Origin of the sequence: Abyssibacter sp. (genome assembly GCF_964229365.1) — a bacterium.
GTDB lineage: Bacteria > Pseudomonadota > Gammaproteobacteria > Nevskiales > OUC007 > Abyssibacter.
Genome location: NZ_CAXRDQ010000017.1, coordinates 23,608 through 39,497, shown reverse-complemented (window position 1 = coordinate 39,497; position 15,890 = coordinate 23,608). Strand labels below are relative to the sequence as shown.

Below are 15,890 nucleotides of genomic sequence, written 5' to 3'. Positions count from 1 at the left end.
CGAGCAGGACGCCGACGTGATCATGTTCATCTACCGCGATGAGGTGTACAAGCCGGACACCGACCGCCGCGGCATCGCCGAAATCATCATTGCCAAGCAGCGTAACGGCCCCATTGGCAAGGTCGACGCCACGTTCACCGGGCAGTACACCCGTTTCGACAATGTGGCGCACTACCAGGACGAAGAATTTTGACGCAGCGCGTCACGGCGACGATTGATGTCGCGGCCATTCGCCACAATCTCAGAGTCGTTCGACAATACGCCCCGACATCTCACGTCATGGGCGCACTCAAGGCGGATGCCTACGGCCACGGCGCTGTCCGCGTGGCCCACGCCCTGGACGCCGAACTGGATGCAATCGCGGTCGCTTGTCTGGACGAGGCCGTGGAACTGAGCGACGCCGGCTGCCAAACGCCCTGTGTATTGCTGGAAGGCCTCATCGACCGCTCGGAGCTGCCTGAGGTGATCGCACGTCGTGACCGGCTCGTGATCCATGCGCCCTGGCAGTTGGATGTGTTGCGCCGGGCCTCATCCGAGGCGCGCATTCCGGTCTGGATCAAGCTCGATACCGGGATGAACCGGCTAGGGTTCGACGCGGCCCGTGCCTCAGCCATCTTCGCGGATGTCGACGCCATGCCGCAGTTGCAATTACTGGGCTGGATGACGCATCTGGCGAACGCGGACGCGCTGGATCGCGAAGCGACCGAGGCGCAACTCGCACAGTTCTTTCGCGCGGTCGAGGGCCTGCCCGGCGCACGAACCGTGGCCAATTCCGCGGGCTTGATCGCATACCCGGAGGCTCGACAGGACTGGGTGCGGCCAGGGGTGATGCTCTATGGCGCCTCACCACTGGAAGGTCGGTCGGCGGCACAGTGCGGGCTGCGACCAGCGATGGATGTCTGCAGCCGGGTGATCGCCATTCGCGAGGTCAGCCAGGGCGCAGCAGTAGGCTACGGCAGCGAATGGGTTTGTTCGGAGCCCACGCGGCTTGGCGTGGTGGCCGTTGGCTATGGTGACGGGTATCCGCGCCACGCGCGGGCTGGCACACCAGTGCTCATCCGCAGTCAGCGCGTGCCGCTGATCGGCCGGGTCTCCATGGACATGATCACCGTGGATTTGCGGGGCTGTCCGGAGGCGCAGGTCGGCGATTCCGTACGGTTATGGGGTGACGGGCTGCCGGCGGAAACGGTGGCTGAACACGCCGGGACGATCGCCTACGACCTGTTCTGTGGTTTGACCAATCGGGTTCGCTATCTCGAACGAGGTGCTTGACCCGGACGGGCTGGTCCGCGCGGCCGGACGTCAGGCGTCAGCCAGGCTGAACGTCAGGCGTCAGCCAGGCTGAACGTCAGGGTTGCGCCGGCAAGGTGGATCTCATCACCCGGCGAAAGCTGCCGGGCATGGCCGCTAATCGATTCACCATTCACGGTGGGTGGGGCCTGCTCGGCATTGCGCTGGCCGCTCACGTGGACAATGTAGTAACCATCGGGTCGCCGGGTGACCGCAGCGACCTGCACGCCGGGGCGACCTACGGTGGTCAAGGCCTTGGTCAGCTGGAGTTGCTTGCCCGCGTTGGCGCCGCTGGACAGCGTCAGCACACCAAGTTTCGGTTTGTCTGCCGGCGGTGGCGCAGCGCTGACCGAGCCCAGGGTTTCGCCCGCCGCAGCAGCGAGCTGGCCCGGACGCAGAATCATGGTCTTTTCGAGCTCGTCCTCGTCCACCTGAACGTCGGATTCGTACTTCAGGGTGTGATGGCCCAGGGTGATGACATCGCCGTGGGATAACGGATGCTTGGCGATTCGCCGACCGTTGACCAAGGTGCCATTGGTGCTGTCCAGGTCCTCCAGAAACGACTCGGACATGATGTTGACGATCACGGCGTGATGGCCGCTGACCGCACGATCGTTCAGCTGCACGCTGTTGTCAGGATGTCGGCCGATGGTGATGCGCTCCGGCGTAAGTTCAACCGTGTCTAAGAGTTCCTTGCCATCGGTCACGATGAGTTTGCTCATGGCTTTGCGCCTCTCTCCCTAACTGCCTGGGCAGACACAGTGAATGTCTGGTCTGCGTGTCCCTTGGGCGCAATGCGGCCCTTCATAGCCAACTCTTGACGCGGTCGAACCAGCCGCGTTTCTCCGCAAACGGTTTGTTTACGCGTGCGACGACGACCGAAACGTTGTCCTTGCCCCCGGCGATGTTCGCCTGACGGACGAGTTCAGCCGCAGCGTTTTCGAGGTTATCAGCAAACTGGAGCAGGGTTAAGCGAATGGCTTCCGGCCGCACGAGATCGCTAAGGCCGTCCGAACACATCAGATAGATGTCGCCGACTTCGGCCGGTTCCTCAATGAGATCTACCTGGATTTCGGGCTCGATGCCCAGCGCGCGGGTGACGATATTGCGTGCCACCTTGGTTTCGGCCTCTTCGGCTGTATAAAAACCACGGTCGATCAATTCCTGGACCAGCGAATGATCGCGCGTGATCTGCTGAATTTCACGGTCGCGAAGTCGGTAGAGCCGCGAGTCGCCAACACTGGCCACCGCAATGCAGTCATCGCGGAACAACAGCACCACGGCCGTCGTGCCCATGCCCTCGCATTGCTTCTGCGAGCGCGACACGTGATAGACGGAGGTGTGAGCGGTCTCCAGCGCTTCGCGCAGCAGCAGGGCATGCGGGGAGTGGTCGTCGTCGCTATCGTCCACCCGCAACGAGGGGAGTTGCTTGCGCACTGTTTCCAGCACGCTGGCCACCGTCATGCCGCTGGCGATCTCGCCGGCCTTGTAGCCGCCCATGCCGTCGGCCAGGATGAGCAAGCCGAGCTCGTGATCGGCACCGACGGCGTCCTCGTTATTGCTGCGAACGCGACCGACATCCGACTCCATCGCGAAATCGATCGCGCCTCGAAGACCGCTGGGCATCAGCTATCCACCGCGAGACCACGCAGCGCACGCGACAACTCTGCCGCCCGCGCAAATCGTTTCTCGTATTCCTTTTGCAGGCCCGCTTCCAGAATGGCCTCCACCTCGGGCGGAAGTTCTGGCCGCACGCTGTTGGCGGGTGCGTGCGCGTCATTGGCGATCTTGTACATCAATGTCGCCATGGAGTCGGCCTGGAACGGCAGTTGGCCGGTGAGCAGCTGGTAGAGGGTCACGGTTAGCGAAAAGATATCTGAACGTCCGTCAACCTTGCGGCCGGACAACTGTTCCGGCGACATGTACGACGGTGTGCCCAGCACCATGCCCGTCTTGGTTTTCGAGGCGTCGGTGATGCGAGCGATGCCGAAATCAGTGACCTTGACCACGCGCTCCTCCGGCAGCCACATCAGGTTCGCCGGCTTGATGTCACGGTGGACGATGTTCTGGTTGTGGGCGTAGTCCAACGCATCGGCGGCATCGGCAACCAGCTTGATGACATCGGGTACCGGCAATAGCTGTGCCGACTTCGTGTGCTTGGTCAGGTCGTAGCCCTTGATGAACTCCATGGCGATGAACGCGAGATCGTGTTCCTCCCCGGCGTCGAAGATCGTGACGATATTCGGATGCGCGAGGCGGCCTGCGGTCTCCGCCTCGCGGAAGAAGCGGGCCTTCACGTCTTCGAGTTCGTCCTCCTCGAATTCCTGCTGCAAGGCCATGGTCTTGATCGCGACGGTGCGACCGATCTTGGGGTCCTTGCCCAGATAGACCGTGCCCATCGCTCCCTTGCCCAGTTCCTTGACCACTTCGTAGCGGCCCAGCATGGGTTTTTCCATGTCGTCGCCCGAGGTGATCAGGGTGGCACCACCGCCGGACGAGCCGCCTCCGAGAATGACGGTTTCCTCCAGTTGCTTGGCGCGTTTGAGTTTGTCCTGCAGATCACGGAACTTCGGCTGGTGCTGCGCCATGTACTGATACACCGCGTGGGCCTTGCCGAAGGAGCGCTTGCGCTCATAGTCCAGGCCCAGGTTGTAGAGCACGTCGAGCACACCATCATCCACCGGGCATTTACGGAACTTGTCGAAGGCCATGTCGAGCTGGCCCTGACCTTGAAACGCCAAGCCCAGCATCTTGTTGGATTCCGCGCCCTCTAACTCAGAGGCCACCTTCAGCCGCTCGGTGACGCGCAGCCGCTTGACGGTCATTGCGACGTGGCCCAGCACGAGAAACACCACCGGGATGAGCAGCGGAATCCACAGTGATTGCGTAACCATCAGCACGAACTCGGTCACGAAGAGCCCCAGGGCCAGAACCAGCGTGACCACCGCCGAGACGCCAGCGCCGAGGCGGGGCAGGCCGACAACCAGCCACGCCGCGGCGAGGAGGAAGGCGCCCAGCCCGGCCCAGACCGCCCAGGCGGGTCGCACGAAGAAGTGTTCTTCGAGAATGCTGGACACCGTATGCGCCAGCGAGACGACCGGCGCCATCTGCGCCGAGACCGGGGTGGCGATGCTATCGCCGATCCCCGCAGCCGAGGCGCCGATCAGCACCAGCTTGTCGCGGTATTTGCTGGGCGGGATGTTGCCAACCAACACGTCGAAGAAGGAATCGACGGGAAAGGGCGGGGCGCCGTTCTGTGCCCCGTAGAAGTAGTTGTACATCCGCAGATCGGGGGTGGTGTCGATCTCCAGCCCGCCCAGCCGGATGCCTTCGCCCAGACGCACTTCGATGTCGGCCGGAGTCAGGTTCAAGGCCCGGGCCGCGAGCATCAGGGGCAGTGACGGGTAGTACGCGCCAAAGTGTTCCAGCACCAGGGGTTCGTAGCGCTGGGCGCCGTCGACATCCGCCGTGAGGCTTAGATGCCCGATGGCCGCCGCGGACTGTCCGATCACGGGAATGGGTGGCAGGCCGGCGAGCGTCGGAATGGGAGCGACATCACCATTGACGACATGGGTTAGCGCATTGGCCTGCACGTAGTCCGGCAATGGCTGGTCCGGGCGACCCTGCGGCTGCCCCAGCTGGAAGACCATCGCCTGGACGACCGTGCCGGCAGCCTCGAAGGCCGCGGCCAGTTTGGCGTCGGTGTTCAGGGCGTCCTGCGCTTGCAGGAACTGCACGGCGACGGATTCGATGTCCTGATTCAGGGAGTTGGTGAGTGCCGAGTCACGGGTTAGCGCTTGCAGCGCGCTCACCGCTTCGCGATTGGCTCCGGTGGCGCGCAGCTTGTCGATCTCCGCCTGCAGCGTCGCGACCTCTTGCGGAACGGTGTTGACCAGTGAGGACTGCATGAAGGATTCGACCAAGGCATCAATGTAGGCGAGGCCGGCATCCTGCTGCGCTTCGGAATAAAGCACCGTGCTGCCAATGCCCTTGGCGCCGCCGCTGGCCAGCGTCTTGATCATTTCAGCGTGCAGGTCGCGAGGCCAAGGCCAACGGCCGAGGTTGGCGATGCTGGCATCGTCGATGGCGACAACTGCGACGCGGTCGCTGGGCGATTTGTCGGATGCCCGCACGCCCAGGTCATAGCCCCAGCGTTCGAGTCCCTGAAACACCGGCCCCCAGACCCCGTAAGCCAGGATTGCGAAGACCACCGTCATGATCAGGCCGAAGGTGGTATCCGACCCCAAAACATTGCGCTTCAAAGCACGCACTCCCCTTGCGCGTTGATCTGGTGCAGTCTAGGTATCTGGACCGTAGAACACCAGCGAGCCTGATCCCCCCAGTTCGGGGCACTGTGATGCTGTCTACGGCCTTCGCAAACAATCCATCCGCCACCGCGCCGCTAATCTGCTGACCAGCTGATAGCCGGCGAGCGAACCACTCGAACCCCATGCCCAAAGCGCAACCCCGATTCTTCTGCCAGTCCTGCGGGGCCGAGTCGCCCAAGTGGGCAGGGCAATGTGCTGCCTGTGGCGAGTGGAACACACTCACGGAAGCGCCCAGCGAACCGCCGTCGGCCGGGCGCCGCGCCGGTTCGCGCGCGGGCGGCTATGCCGGCACCACTGCGTTGCAGCAACTCAATGAAGTGAAGCAAGACGCGATGGCCCGGGTGCCTACCGGGTTATCCGAACTCGATCGCGTCCTGGGCGGTGGTCTGGTCGCCGGTTCGGTGAACCTGCTCGGTGGTGACCCTGGTATCGGCAAGTCGACGTTGTTGCTGCAGCTGCTGTGCGCGATTCACGCAATCCAACCGTCGATTTATGTGACTGGCGAGGAATCCTTGTCCCAAGTGTCGATGCGGGCCGGCCGGCTTGGCGCCGGCGACACCGCGCTGCCGTTGTTGGCCGATACGCAGGTGGAGGCGATTCTCGATCAGGCGCAGCGGCTCAAGCCCAAGCTCATGGTCATCGATTCCATTCAGACCATGTGGACCGATTCCCTGGATTCGGCGCCCGGATCGGTGTCCCAGGTTCGCGAATCCGCTGCCAGGCTCGTCCGCTTTGCCAAGCAGACCGGCACCACTGTGTTTCTTGTGGGTCATGTCACCAAGGAGGGCGCCATCGGCGGCCCTCGCGTACTGGAGCACATGGTCGACACCGTGCTTTATTTCGAAAGCGATCAGGGCAGCCGCTACCGGCTGATCCGCGCCGTGAAGAATCGCTTTGGCGCGGTGAACGAACTGGGCATCTTCGCGATGACCGAAACCGGGCTGAAGCCGGTGAGCAATCCCTCGGCGATCTTCCTGACTCGTGACGCGCAGCCCGTTCCCGGCAGCACCGTCCTGGTCACTCGCGAGGGCACACGGCCTCTGCTGGTCGAGTGTCAGGCGCTGGTCGACAGCTCGCATCTGGGCAACCCGCGCCGGGTCGCAGTCGGCCTGGACGGCCAGCGCCTCGCCATGCTGCTGGCCGTGCTGCACCGGCACTGCGGAATCGCCATGGCAGATCAGGATGTGTTCGTGAACATTGTCGGCGGTGTCCGCGTGACCGAAACCGCTGCCGATCTCGCCGTGCTGCTGGCGGCGTTATCCAGCTTCCGCGACCGCCCGGTGCCGCACGACTGGGTGATCTTCGGCGAAGTGGGATTGTCGGGAGAGATCCGGCCGGTGCCTGGCGGTGAGGATCGTATTCGCGAGGCTGCCAAGCATGGCTTCAAACGCGCGATCGTGCCGGCGGCGAACCGGCCCCGGGCGGGCGGTGCGGGCGGGATCGAGGTGGTCGCGGTCAAGCGATTATCCGAGGTCCTGGATACCCTCTGACCCTGGCTAGCTGGTGGTCGGTGTCACGCCTGGCGGGCGGATGCGGACCATCTTGACCGCATTCGCCTTGGTCTGCGCAATTTCGATCACGTACTGGCGCAGCTTGAGCGTCGTGCCGGGCTTGGGAATGTCCTCCAGCTGCTCCAGAATGACGCCATTCAGCGTTCGGGCAGTGCCTACTGGCAGCTTCCAGCCCATGGTGCGATTCAGGCTGCGCACGGTCACGCTGCCGTCGACCAAGTAGGTACCGTCGGCATCCAGATAGACGTTCTTCATCCGGGTCGCCGGATCGGTCGTGAACTCGCCGACGATCTCTTCGAGGATGTCTTCCAGCGTCACCAGGCCCTGGATGTCCCCGTACTCATCGACTACGAAGCCGATTCGCCGCTTCTGGTTCTGGAAGTTCAGCAACTGCTGGTTCAGCGGCGTGCCTTCGGGAATGAAATAGGGCTCACGTGCCAGCGACAACAGCGTCTCGTGGGTCAAGTTGCCTTCGGTGGCAGACGAGATCACGCGGCGGAGGTGGATGACACCCTTGAGCTCCTCGACGGAGCCGTCGAACAGCGGCAGGCGCGTGTGCTGGCTGCGGCTGAGTTCGTCGATGATTTTGTCGATGGGGTCGGACACGTCCACGCCCATGATTTCGTTGCGCGGCACCATGATGTCCTCGACCGTGGCTTTTTCCAGGTCGAGAATCGACAGCAGCATGCGTTGATGGCGTTGCGGAATCATCGCGCCGGTTTCGGCAACCACCGTGCGCAGTTCCTCCGAAGACAGGCTGTGCATCGCGGCATCTTCCGGCGTCACCCCGATCAGGCGCAGCACGCCGTTGGCGATCAGGTTGATCACCCATACGATTGGATAGACTAAGCGTAGCAACGGCCAGTACACGTAACTGGCGGGAAACGCGATGCGTTCGGGATGCAACGCCGCCAGGGTCTTGGGCGTGACTTCCGAAAAAATCAGCACCAGCAATGTCAGCGAACCGGTCGCGATGGCAATGCCGGCATCGCCGTAAAGCCGCAGGCCGATGATCGTCGCGATTGCCGACGCGCCGATATTGACGAGGTTGTTACCGAGCAGAATGACGCCGATGAGCCGATCCGGGCGGTCCAGCAGGCGGCTCGCAAGCATAGCGCCGCGATGGCCGGACTTGGCGAGGTGGCGCAACCGATAACGGTTGGCCGTCATGAGCGCAGTTTCGGAGCCAGAAAAGAATGCCGACAACACGAGCAGTGCTGCCAGAAGTCCAAACAGGACCGTTAACGGAATGTCGTCCAACGCGTAGGGGCCTCGCCCAATCGACCTAGAATCCTTTCGTTAGCTCACGTGTCGCGCATGAGCTAGCAAAAGCATTGAGCAGGCAGAATCGAAAATCACAGCCACTGCTGTCAAGTTATTCAGAGTTCAGCTAGCCCCAATGCGTGTGCATCAGCGACTCCAGAACCCACTTGGACCCGAAGTAGGCCAGGCCGAGAACCGCGTATCCCGTGCCCATCCAGCGAATCGCCGTACGCCCCCGCCAACCGAGCTGCCAACGCCCGACGAGCAGGGCCGCGAACACCGCCCAGGCCACGACGGTGAAGACGAGTTTGTGGGCGAGGTGCTGCTCGATCACGTTGCGGGTCACGACCAGTCCGCTGGCCAGGCTAAGCGTCAACAGCGCGAAGCCGAGACCGATCATCTGGAACAGAATACGTTCCATGGTCTGCAAGGGTACACCGCCGAGCTGGGTCTGCGGTCCGGGATGTTCATGCAGCCGCCGATTACGTGACCACAGTGTAATCGCCTGCATCGCGGCCAGCGTCAGCACGCCGTAGGCCAAGGCCGAACAGGCGACATGGGCGGTTAGCAGCCAGCTATCCAGCACCACCGGAGGCGAATCGCCCGGCACGAGCCAGTCGATGGCCAGGCCGACGACGGCGGCAGTGAACACCCAGCGTGCAAGCCCCCCCACGGGTTCGCGGGCGGCAAACAGCAGCAGCATCACCGCAGATTGCCAAGTCACCAGAGAGACTGCGGTTGCGAGGCCGAGATGGATTCCGCTGCCGGACAGTAGCGGCGTCAATAACAATCCCCCATGCGGTACCGCGCCGCCAATACCGGCGGTTAGCTGCAATCGACGCAGGTTCTGTCCGGACGGACCGATCGCAGCGATCGCGTAGGCGGCCATCGCGAGAACGGTGATCAGGGTCTGCATGAACGGGTGGTTATCATCAAATTCGAAAGCATGGATCGAATCATGGCATAGCGGTGCCGGACTCCGCACAGGGGCCTTCCAGGCCTGTGCTAGCATCCGGGCACGCTCCGTCCGAGACGCGGGATGAACATCAAGGTGCTTGGCTGTAATGGCGGAGTGGGTCCCGGTCTGCGGACAACGTCGTTTCTCGTCAACGGGACGATGCTGCTTGATGCGGGCACCGGCGTGTGTGATCTGTCGCCCGCGGCCATGGAGGCAGTCCGCCACATCTTCTTCTCGCACGCGCATCTGGATCACGTCGCCGGTGCCGCGTTTCTGATGGATGTGGTCTACGATGCCGAGGGTTCTGGAGTGACCTTGCACGGCACCGATACCACCCTCGATGTGCTCCAAAATCATCTGTTCAACTGGGCCTTATGGCCTGATTTTTCCAAGCTGCCGAGCGAAGAAGAACCCACGATGCGCTTTGCCCGCGTCGAGCAGGGTGTGCCGGTGGACGTGGACGGGCTACGGCTGTTGCCGGTTGCTGTGCAGCACACGGTTCCGGCGGTGGGTTATGTGGTCCAGGACGGGCGCGCGACCTTCGCGTTTTCCGGCGACACGGCGACCAACGACTCGTTCTGGTCCGCGCTCAACGCGCTGGATCAACTCGACAAACTCATCATCGAAGTGTCGTTCCCGGCCGAGGAAGCGGAGATCGGTGCGATCACCCGGCATTACACCTCGGCCACGCTGGCGGCTGATCTGGAGAAGCTCGAGCACCGTCCCGAGTTACTCATCACTCATAACAAGCCCGGCTTTGAAGCGAAGATTCAGGCCGAGTTGCCCGGCCTGCTCAAGGGCTGGGCCGTGCGTTTTCTGCAGCGCGGTGACATCATTTCGATCTGACGCGCGTTCGACGCCCGCATTCCAGTCCAATAACGTATTCCCATGTTCGAGAATCTGACCGATCGGCTTAACCGCACGATCACGCAGCTGCGTGGTCAGGGCCGGCTGACCGAAGACAACATCAAGCAGACCCTGCGCGAGGTGCGCATGGCCCTGCTGGAGGCCGATGTCGCGCTGCCGGTGGTCAAGGACTTCATCGACAGCATCCGCGAGCGCGCCGTGGGCGCCGAGGTGATGCAAAGCCTCACGCCGGGCCAGGCCCTGGTGAAGATCGTCCAGGGTGAACTGGAGCGCGTGCTGGGGCAGGAGAATGTCGATCTGGAGCTGCGTGCGCAGCCGCCGGCCGTGATCCTGATGGCCGGCCTGCAGGGTTCGGGCAAGACCACCACCACCGGCAAGCTCGCGCGGCACCTGATCGAACGCCGCAAAAAATCGGTCGCCGTGACGTCCTGTGATGTGTATCGCCCGGCGGCCATCGGTCAGCTTGAAACCGTGGCCGGGCAGGTTAACGCCGATTTCTACCCCAGTGACGGCGCCGAGAAACCGGTGGAGATCGCCAGGCGTGCGCTGGAACGCGCCCGCAAGGAGTTCAAGGACGTCCTGATCGTCGATACCGCCGGGCGGCTGGGCATTGATCAGGCGATGATGGATGAGATCCGGGCGCTACACGCTGCGGTCAATCCCGCCGAGACGCTGTTTGTCGTTGATGCGATGACCGGTCAGGATGCCGCCAACACAGCCAAGGCCTTTGGCGACGCGCTGCCGCTCACCGGCGTGGTGCTGACCAAGGTCGATGGCGATTCGCGCGGTGGCGCGGCGCTGTCGGTGCGGCACATCACCGGGCGCCCGATCAAGTTTCTGGGCGTTGGCGAGAAGCTCGAAGCCCTGGAACCGTTCCACCCGGATCGTGTGGCATCCCGCATCCTGGGCATGGGCGACGTGCTGTCGCTCATCGAGGAAGCCGAGCAGAAGATCGACCGCCAGAAGGCTGAAAAGCTTGCCAAGAAGCTGCAGAAGGGCAAAGGCTTTGATCTGGAGGACTTTCGCGACCAGCTGGGGCAGATGCAGAACATGGGCGGCATGGCCGGCCTGATGGACAAACTGCCGGGCATGGGACAACTGCCCGCCAATGCAGCCTCGCAGGTCGACGACAAACAGATCGGCCGGACCATTGCCATCATCAATTCGATGACCGTGCAGGAGCGACGCTTTCCGGCGGTGATCAAGGCGTCGCGCAAAAAGCGGATCGCTGCCGGTTCCGGCACCCAGGTGCAGGAGGTTAACCGGCTGCTCAAGCAGTTCGCCCAGACCCAGAAGATGATGAAAAAGCTTTCGGGCGGCGGCATGCAGAAGCTGATGCGGCAGATGGGTGGGCGACGTCCGCCGGGCTTCCCGCAGGGCTGATCCGGATCGGCGGGCAAAAACCCGCGCGAATATCGCAAAAACGCTTCACATTCCAGCCGATCCCGCTACAATACGCGGCCTTTTCGCGGCCTGTGTCGCGCAGATTCGTTGTTTTTCCAGGATTTACCATGGTCAAGATTCGACTTGCCCGAGGCGGCGCCAAGAAGCGTCCCTTCTATCACGTGGTTGCGACTGATAGCCGCAACAGCCGCGACGGTCGTTACATCGAACGTCTCGGATTCTTCAACCCGGTTGCCCGCGGCAAGGAAAGCCCGCTGCTGCTCGATCTGGACAAGATCGCCCAGTGGCAGGCCAAGGGCGCGCAGGTGTCCGAGCGTGTGGTGTCGCTGATTCGCGAATACAAGCGCAACGGTGGTGCGGAAGCCGCGCCGGCAGCCGAAGCTGCACCCACCGAAGCCGCAACGCCGACCGAGGCAGTTGCGGAGGCACCGGCCGAGGAAGCCGCCAAGGACAGCTGATCCTTGGGTACGCAGTGGGTTGTCCTGGGCGAGATCATCGGCGTCCATGGCATCCGAGGCGGCCTGACGATCCGTTCGTACACCGACCCGCGCGAGAACATTCTCGACTACAAACGCTGGCAGCTGGACGAGCGCCGCGAAGTCAGGGTGCGCAAGGGCGGATGGATCGGCAAGCGAATGGTTGTTCATCTCAAGGAGAACGAACAGCCGCTGGAAGACCGCGAGACGGCAGCTTCGCTGATCGGCGCACGAATTTGCGTGCCCCGATCGGAACTGCCGAAAAGCGATGAACTCTACTGGGCCGACCTCGTGGGTCTGACAGTGGAAACCGTTGGCGGCCAGCGCCTTGGCGCTGTCGTCAACATGATGGAAACCGGTGCCAACGATGTGATGGTGGTGCGCGGTGACGAGGAACGGTTGATCCCGTTCGTGCGTGAGCATGTGGTCCGCGAAGTGGACCTGAAGGCTCGTCGCGTGGTCGTGGATTGGGACCCGGATTTCGTGTGATGCAGATTGATGTCATCACCCTTTTTCCGGAACTGGTCGACGCCGTGGGTCGACATGGCATGGTGCGTCAGGCGATAGCGCTGGGCGAACTGGAGTTGACCAGCCGGCAGTTGCGCGATGGCGCAAGTGATCGCCGTCGTACGGTGGATGACCGTTCCTACGGCGGTGGCCCCGGCATGGTGCTGCGGCCAGAGCCGATGCGCGCGGTGCTCGAACAGGCACGGGCTGCGCAGCCGACGGGCAAGGTCTTGTACCTGAGTCCGCAGGGCGAGCGGCTCACCGACGCGCTGGCGCGTCGCCTGTCCCGGGAACCGGGACTGGTGCTGATTTGCGGCCGCTACGAGGGCCTGGATCAGCGGGTGATTGACGAAGTGGTCGATATGGAAGTGTCGATCGGGGATGTGGTGCTATCCGGCGGCGAGCTGCCGGCGATGGTCCTCATCGATGCGGTCGCGAGGCTGTTGCCCGGAGTACTTGGGCATGAAGCCTCTGCGGCGCAGGATTCATTTGCGAATGGTCTGCTGGACCATCCGCATTACACGCGCCCGGCGGATGACGCCTGGGGCGCGGTGCCGGAGGTGCTGCTGGGTGGCGACCATCGTGCGATTGCGCGGTGGCGCATGAAGCAGGCACTCGGGCAGACCTGGTTACGACGGCCTGATCTGTTTCAGGCTTTGACACTAGACAATGAACAGCAGGGCTTGTTGGCCGAATTCGTGGCCGAGCAGTCCGGAAACAACACGTGAGGCACCATGGCCATGACCAATATCATTGATGAACTGAACCAGGAACAGCTGAAATCCAACATCCCGGAATTCGGCCCTGGCGACACCGTTGTCGTCCAGGTTCGTGTGAAGGAAGGCGATCGCGAGCGTTTGCAGGCCTTCGAAGGCGTGGTCATTGCCAAGCGCAACCGCGGTCTGGATTCGGCATTCACCGTGCGCAAGATCAGCCATGGCGAAGGTGTGGAGCGCGTGTTCCAGACCCACAGCCCGATGGTTGCCGACATCGAGGTCAAGCGTCGCGGTGACGTGCGCCGCGCCAAGCTTTACTTCCTGCGCGAGCGCAGCGGCAAGAGCGCACGCATCAAGGAAAAGCTGGCCAAGCGCGGCTAGCCATCGCGCAGCGGAGGCGGCGTTTCCGTCGTTTCCCGCTGCGAGGCAAGCCCGTTCAAGAACGCCTGGCTGATCGAGATCGGCTGGGCGTTCTTGCGTTTGACCGACAGGCTGAGCCCGGCGGGTCAGATTTCGATGCGTCGGCCGATCTCCAGTACCCGGTCGGGTGGCAGGCGGAATTCGGTCGTCGGTAGCGTCGCATTGCGAAGCAGGCGCACGAACAGGCGTTCACGCCAGACCTGCATGCCCGGCACGCGATCGGTCGGGAGTACGGTGCGCCGGGTGACGTAGTAGGTCGCATCGCTGGCGTCAAAGCCGAGATGGGGGCAATGACGCAGTGAGCGTGGCACGTCGGGCGGGTCCATGAAGCCGAACGACAGCCGGATCCGGATGAAGCCCTGGTTCAGGGTTCGCGTTCGCACCCGCTGATCCAGCGGCACGTGCGGGATCGGCCGCGTGATCACCGTGAGCAGCACCACGGTGTCGTACAGCACCTGATTGTGCTCGACGTGGTGGATGACCACGGCAGGCACGTCGCGGGTCGAGGCCGTGACGAAGATGCCCACACCCTGAACCCGGTGCGGCTGCATCTGGTCCAGCGTCGCAAAGAACCGGCCGGGTCTGCGAGAGGCCCGTGACTCCTGCCGGGCCAGCAGGCGCCGACCGCGCGCCCAGGTAGTCATCATCAGGTAGAAAAGCGCGGCGACGACAATGGGCAGCCAGCCGCCATCGACGAACTTGAGCAGCGTCGAGCCGAAGAAGCCGACGTCCACTACCAGCAGCGGCGCCGTGATGGCGGCGACCAGCCAGGGGTTCCATCGCCACCGGCGCAGTGCGACGAAGGCAATGAGCACCGTTGTCAGCACCATGGTCAGTGAAATCGCAACGCCGTATGCGCCGGCCAGTGCCTCGGAGCGGCGGAACACCAGCACCAGGCCAATGGTCGCGATCATCAGCAGCCAGTTGACGAGCGGCACATACACCTGACCCCGTTCGGATTCCGAGGTCTGGAGAATCTGCACCCGGGGGAATTCGTCCAGCCGCACCGCCTGTCGGGTGAGGGAGAACGCGCCGGTGATGATGGCCTGCGACGCGATCACCGTGGCCGCCGTCGCGAGCGCAACCAGCGGGTAGACGGCCCACTCCGGCGCGAGCTCGAAGAACAGATGGTCCACCGAGCCACCGCGAGCCAGCATCAACGCACCCTGGCCCAGGTAGTTGAGCATCAGAGACGGCAGCACGACGACGAACCAGGTGATGCGGATCGGCAGCTTGCCGAAGTGTCCGATGTCCGCGTAAAGGGCTTCGCCTCCGGTCACCACCAGAAACACAGCGCCCAGTACGACGAACCCGACGGGGCTGCCCGAGAACAGGAACTGCAATGCCCAGACCGGGTTAAAGGCCTGAAGAACCTGCGGCGCCTGGGCAATGCCGTGCAAGCCCAGACCGCCCAGGGTCAACAGCCACAACAGCACAATCGGGCCGAACACCATGCCCACCCGCCCGGAACCGAACTGCTGGAACAGAAACAGGGCGACGAGAATCGCGATGGTAATCGGCACCACCCAGGGTTCGAAAGCAGGGGTGGCGACCTCCAGGCCTTCGACCGCGCTGAGCACGGAGATGGCCGGCGTGATCATGCCGTCGCCATATAGCAGCGCCGCGCCGAAGGTGCCGCAGAACAACAGCACGCGGTTCCAGGGCCTGCGGCGGGCTTCGCCGCGTATTTCAAGCAGCGAGAGCAGGGCCAGAATGCCCCCTTCGCCCCGGTTGTCGGCGCGGAGCACCCACAGCAGGTACTTCACTGAAATCACCACGATGAGCGACCAAAGGATGAGCGAGAGCACGCCCAGGACGGCGTCGTGATGACTGGGGACATGGACCAGAGCGCTGCTAAAACACTCGCGTAGCGCGTAAAGCGGGCTGGTACTGATGTCTCCGAACACAACGCCCAGCGCGGCCAGACAAAGCCAGGGCAGGGGGCGCGAGGCCGGAGCGGTACCGTTCTTGGTTGCCTCGCCACTGTCCGCACCGTTCGCCCGGCGATCGGGCACGGTGGAGACGCTCTTGTCTTCGTCGGCTGCCAAGCAGTGATCCAGAGTGAGCAGAAAACCATCCTGCCGGGAATCAAGCGCAGACGCACGCCTTGAATTCTCCGCGTTAACCCTTATCTCCGTCCCGACTTCCGG

Annotated in this window: 14 protein-coding genes and 1 pseudogene; 9 read left to right on the top strand and 6 right to left on the bottom strand. The window is 63.2% G+C overall.

What is annotated here, in order from left to right; translation table 11 throughout:
* Positions 1-193, top strand: a 193-nt coding sequence (locus tag ACE1EY_RS02445; RefSeq protein WP_370299374.1) for a DnaB-like helicase C-terminal domain-containing protein, incomplete at its 5' end; no start/stop codon positions are given.
* Complete coding sequence (gene alr / locus ACE1EY_RS02440; protein WP_291513120.1) at positions 190-1,272, top strand: alanine racemase; 1,083 nt, start codon at positions 190-192, stop codon at positions 1,270-1,272. The genes ACE1EY_RS02445 and alr, both read left to right, overlap by 4 nt.
* A 53-nt stretch (positions 1,273-1,325) precedes the next feature.
* Here alr and ACE1EY_RS02435 read toward each other — a convergent pair whose 3' ends face one another.
* The 3 genes from ACE1EY_RS02435 to ACE1EY_RS02425 form a co-directional block, all read right to left on the bottom strand.
* Positions 1,326-2,012 (bottom strand): FHA domain-containing protein, encoded by a 687-nt coding sequence (locus tag ACE1EY_RS02435; protein WP_370299373.1) that lies wholly within the window; start codon positions 2,010-2,012, stop codon positions 1,326-1,328.
* An 82-nt stretch (positions 2,013-2,094) separates the two neighbouring features.
* Entirely contained in the window at positions 2,095-2,916 is an 822-nt protein-coding gene (locus ACE1EY_RS02430) for a Stp1/IreP family PP2C-type Ser/Thr phosphatase (protein WP_370299372.1), read from the bottom strand.
* On the bottom strand, positions 2,916-5,552 hold the full coding sequence (locus ACE1EY_RS02425; protein ID WP_370299371.1) for a CHASE2 domain-containing serine/threonine-protein kinase: 2,637 nt from the start codon (positions 5,550-5,552) through the stop codon (positions 2,916-2,918). The genes ACE1EY_RS02430 and ACE1EY_RS02425 overlap by 1 nt, the downstream gene beginning before the upstream one ends.
* A gap of 188 nt (positions 5,553-5,740) precedes the next feature.
* On the opposite strand from ACE1EY_RS02425, the gene radA reads away from it, so the two are divergent.
* Positions 5,741-7,108 (top strand): DNA repair protein RadA, encoded by a 1,368-nt coding sequence (radA, locus tag ACE1EY_RS02420; RefSeq protein WP_291513117.1) that lies wholly within the window; start codon positions 5,741-5,743, stop codon positions 7,106-7,108.
* A gap of 6 nt (positions 7,109-7,114) precedes the next feature.
* Here the strand turns inward: radA and ACE1EY_RS02415 are convergent, their stop codons facing one another.
* Both ACE1EY_RS02415 and ACE1EY_RS02410 read right to left on the bottom strand, forming a co-directional pair.
* Positions 7,115-8,389: an HlyC/CorC family transporter gene (locus ACE1EY_RS02415; protein WP_291513116.1), complete on the bottom strand. Its 1,275-nt coding sequence runs from the start codon at positions 8,387-8,389 to the stop codon at positions 7,115-7,117.
* Between the two features lie 130 nt (positions 8,390-8,519).
* Positions 8,520-9,308, bottom strand: coding sequence for an inner membrane protein YpjD (locus ACE1EY_RS02410; protein WP_370299370.1), 789 nt, complete (start codon positions 9,306-9,308; stop codon positions 8,520-8,522).
* Between the two features lie 123 nt (positions 9,309-9,431).
* Between ACE1EY_RS02410 and ACE1EY_RS02405 the strand changes: the two genes are divergently transcribed.
* From ACE1EY_RS02405 to rplS, 6 genes and pseudogenes are all read left to right on the top strand, one after another.
* A complete protein-coding gene (locus ACE1EY_RS02405; protein ID WP_291513114.1) occupies positions 9,432-10,196 on the top strand; it encodes a 3',5'-cyclic-nucleotide phosphodiesterase in 765 nt (254 codons plus the stop codon).
* 42 nt (positions 10,197-10,238) lie between these two features.
* The gene (gene ffh, locus ACE1EY_RS02400) at positions 10,239-11,600 is read left to right on the top strand and encodes a signal recognition particle protein (RefSeq protein WP_370299369.1); all 1,362 of its coding nucleotides are present in this window, start codon (positions 10,239-10,241) and stop codon (positions 11,598-11,600) included.
* 128 nt (positions 11,601-11,728) lie between these two features.
* Positions 11,729-11,968: pseudogene (gene rpsP, locus ACE1EY_RS02395) on the top strand (30S ribosomal protein S16); the annotation flags it as partial.
* A gap of 114 nt (positions 11,969-12,082) precedes the next feature.
* Positions 12,083-12,586 carry a ribosome maturation factor RimM gene (rimM, locus tag ACE1EY_RS02390; protein WP_291513112.1) on the top strand — a complete coding sequence of 168 codons (504 nt, stop codon included), beginning with the start codon at positions 12,083-12,085 and terminating at the stop codon, positions 12,584-12,586.
* Positions 12,586-13,332, top strand: coding sequence for a tRNA (guanosine(37)-N1)-methyltransferase TrmD (gene trmD / locus ACE1EY_RS02385; protein ID WP_291513111.1), 747 nt, complete (start codon positions 12,586-12,588; stop codon positions 13,330-13,332). Before rimM ends, trmD begins: the two co-directional genes overlap by 1 nt.
* 12 nt (positions 13,333-13,344) lie before the next feature.
* Positions 13,345-13,701, top strand: coding sequence for a 50S ribosomal protein L19 (rplS, locus tag ACE1EY_RS02380; protein WP_291513110.1), 357 nt, complete (start codon positions 13,345-13,347; stop codon positions 13,699-13,701).
* Between the two features lie 125 nt (positions 13,702-13,826).
* Here rplS and ACE1EY_RS02375 read toward each other — a convergent pair whose 3' ends face one another.
* A complete protein-coding gene (locus ACE1EY_RS02375) occupies positions 13,827-15,788 on the bottom strand; it encodes a potassium transporter Kup (protein WP_370299368.1) in 1,962 nt (653 codons plus the stop codon).
* Positions 15,789-15,890 lie beyond the last annotated feature (102 nt).

Excerpts from the sequence above, each read along its gene's own strand:
- ACE1EY_RS02435 (WP_370299373.1), bottom strand. The coding sequence starts at position 2,012 with ATGAGCAAACTCATCGTGACCGATGGCAAGGAACTCTTAGACACGGTT.
- ACE1EY_RS02430 (WP_370299372.1), bottom strand. The coding sequence starts at position 2,916 with ATGCCCAGCGGTCTTCGAGGCGCGATCGATTTCGCGATGGAGTCGGAT.
- radA (WP_291513117.1), top strand. The coding sequence starts at position 5,741 with ATGCCCAAAGCGCAACCCCGATTCTTCTGCCAGTCCTGCGGGGCCGAG.
- ACE1EY_RS02410 (WP_370299370.1), bottom strand. The coding sequence starts at position 9,308 with ATGCAGACCCTGATCACCGTTCTCGCGATGGCCGCCTACGCGATCGCT.
- ACE1EY_RS02405 (WP_291513114.1), top strand. The coding sequence starts at position 9,432 with ATGAACATCAAGGTGCTTGGCTGTAATGGCGGAGTGGGTCCCGGTCTG.
- ffh (WP_370299369.1), top strand. The coding sequence starts at position 10,239 with ATGTTCGAGAATCTGACCGATCGGCTTAACCGCACGATCACGCAGCTG.
- trmD (WP_291513111.1), top strand. The coding sequence starts at position 12,586 with ATGCAGATTGATGTCATCACCCTTTTTCCGGAACTGGTCGACGCCGTG.
- rplS (WP_291513110.1), top strand. The coding sequence starts at position 13,345 with ATGACCAATATCATTGATGAACTGAACCAGGAACAGCTGAAATCCAAC.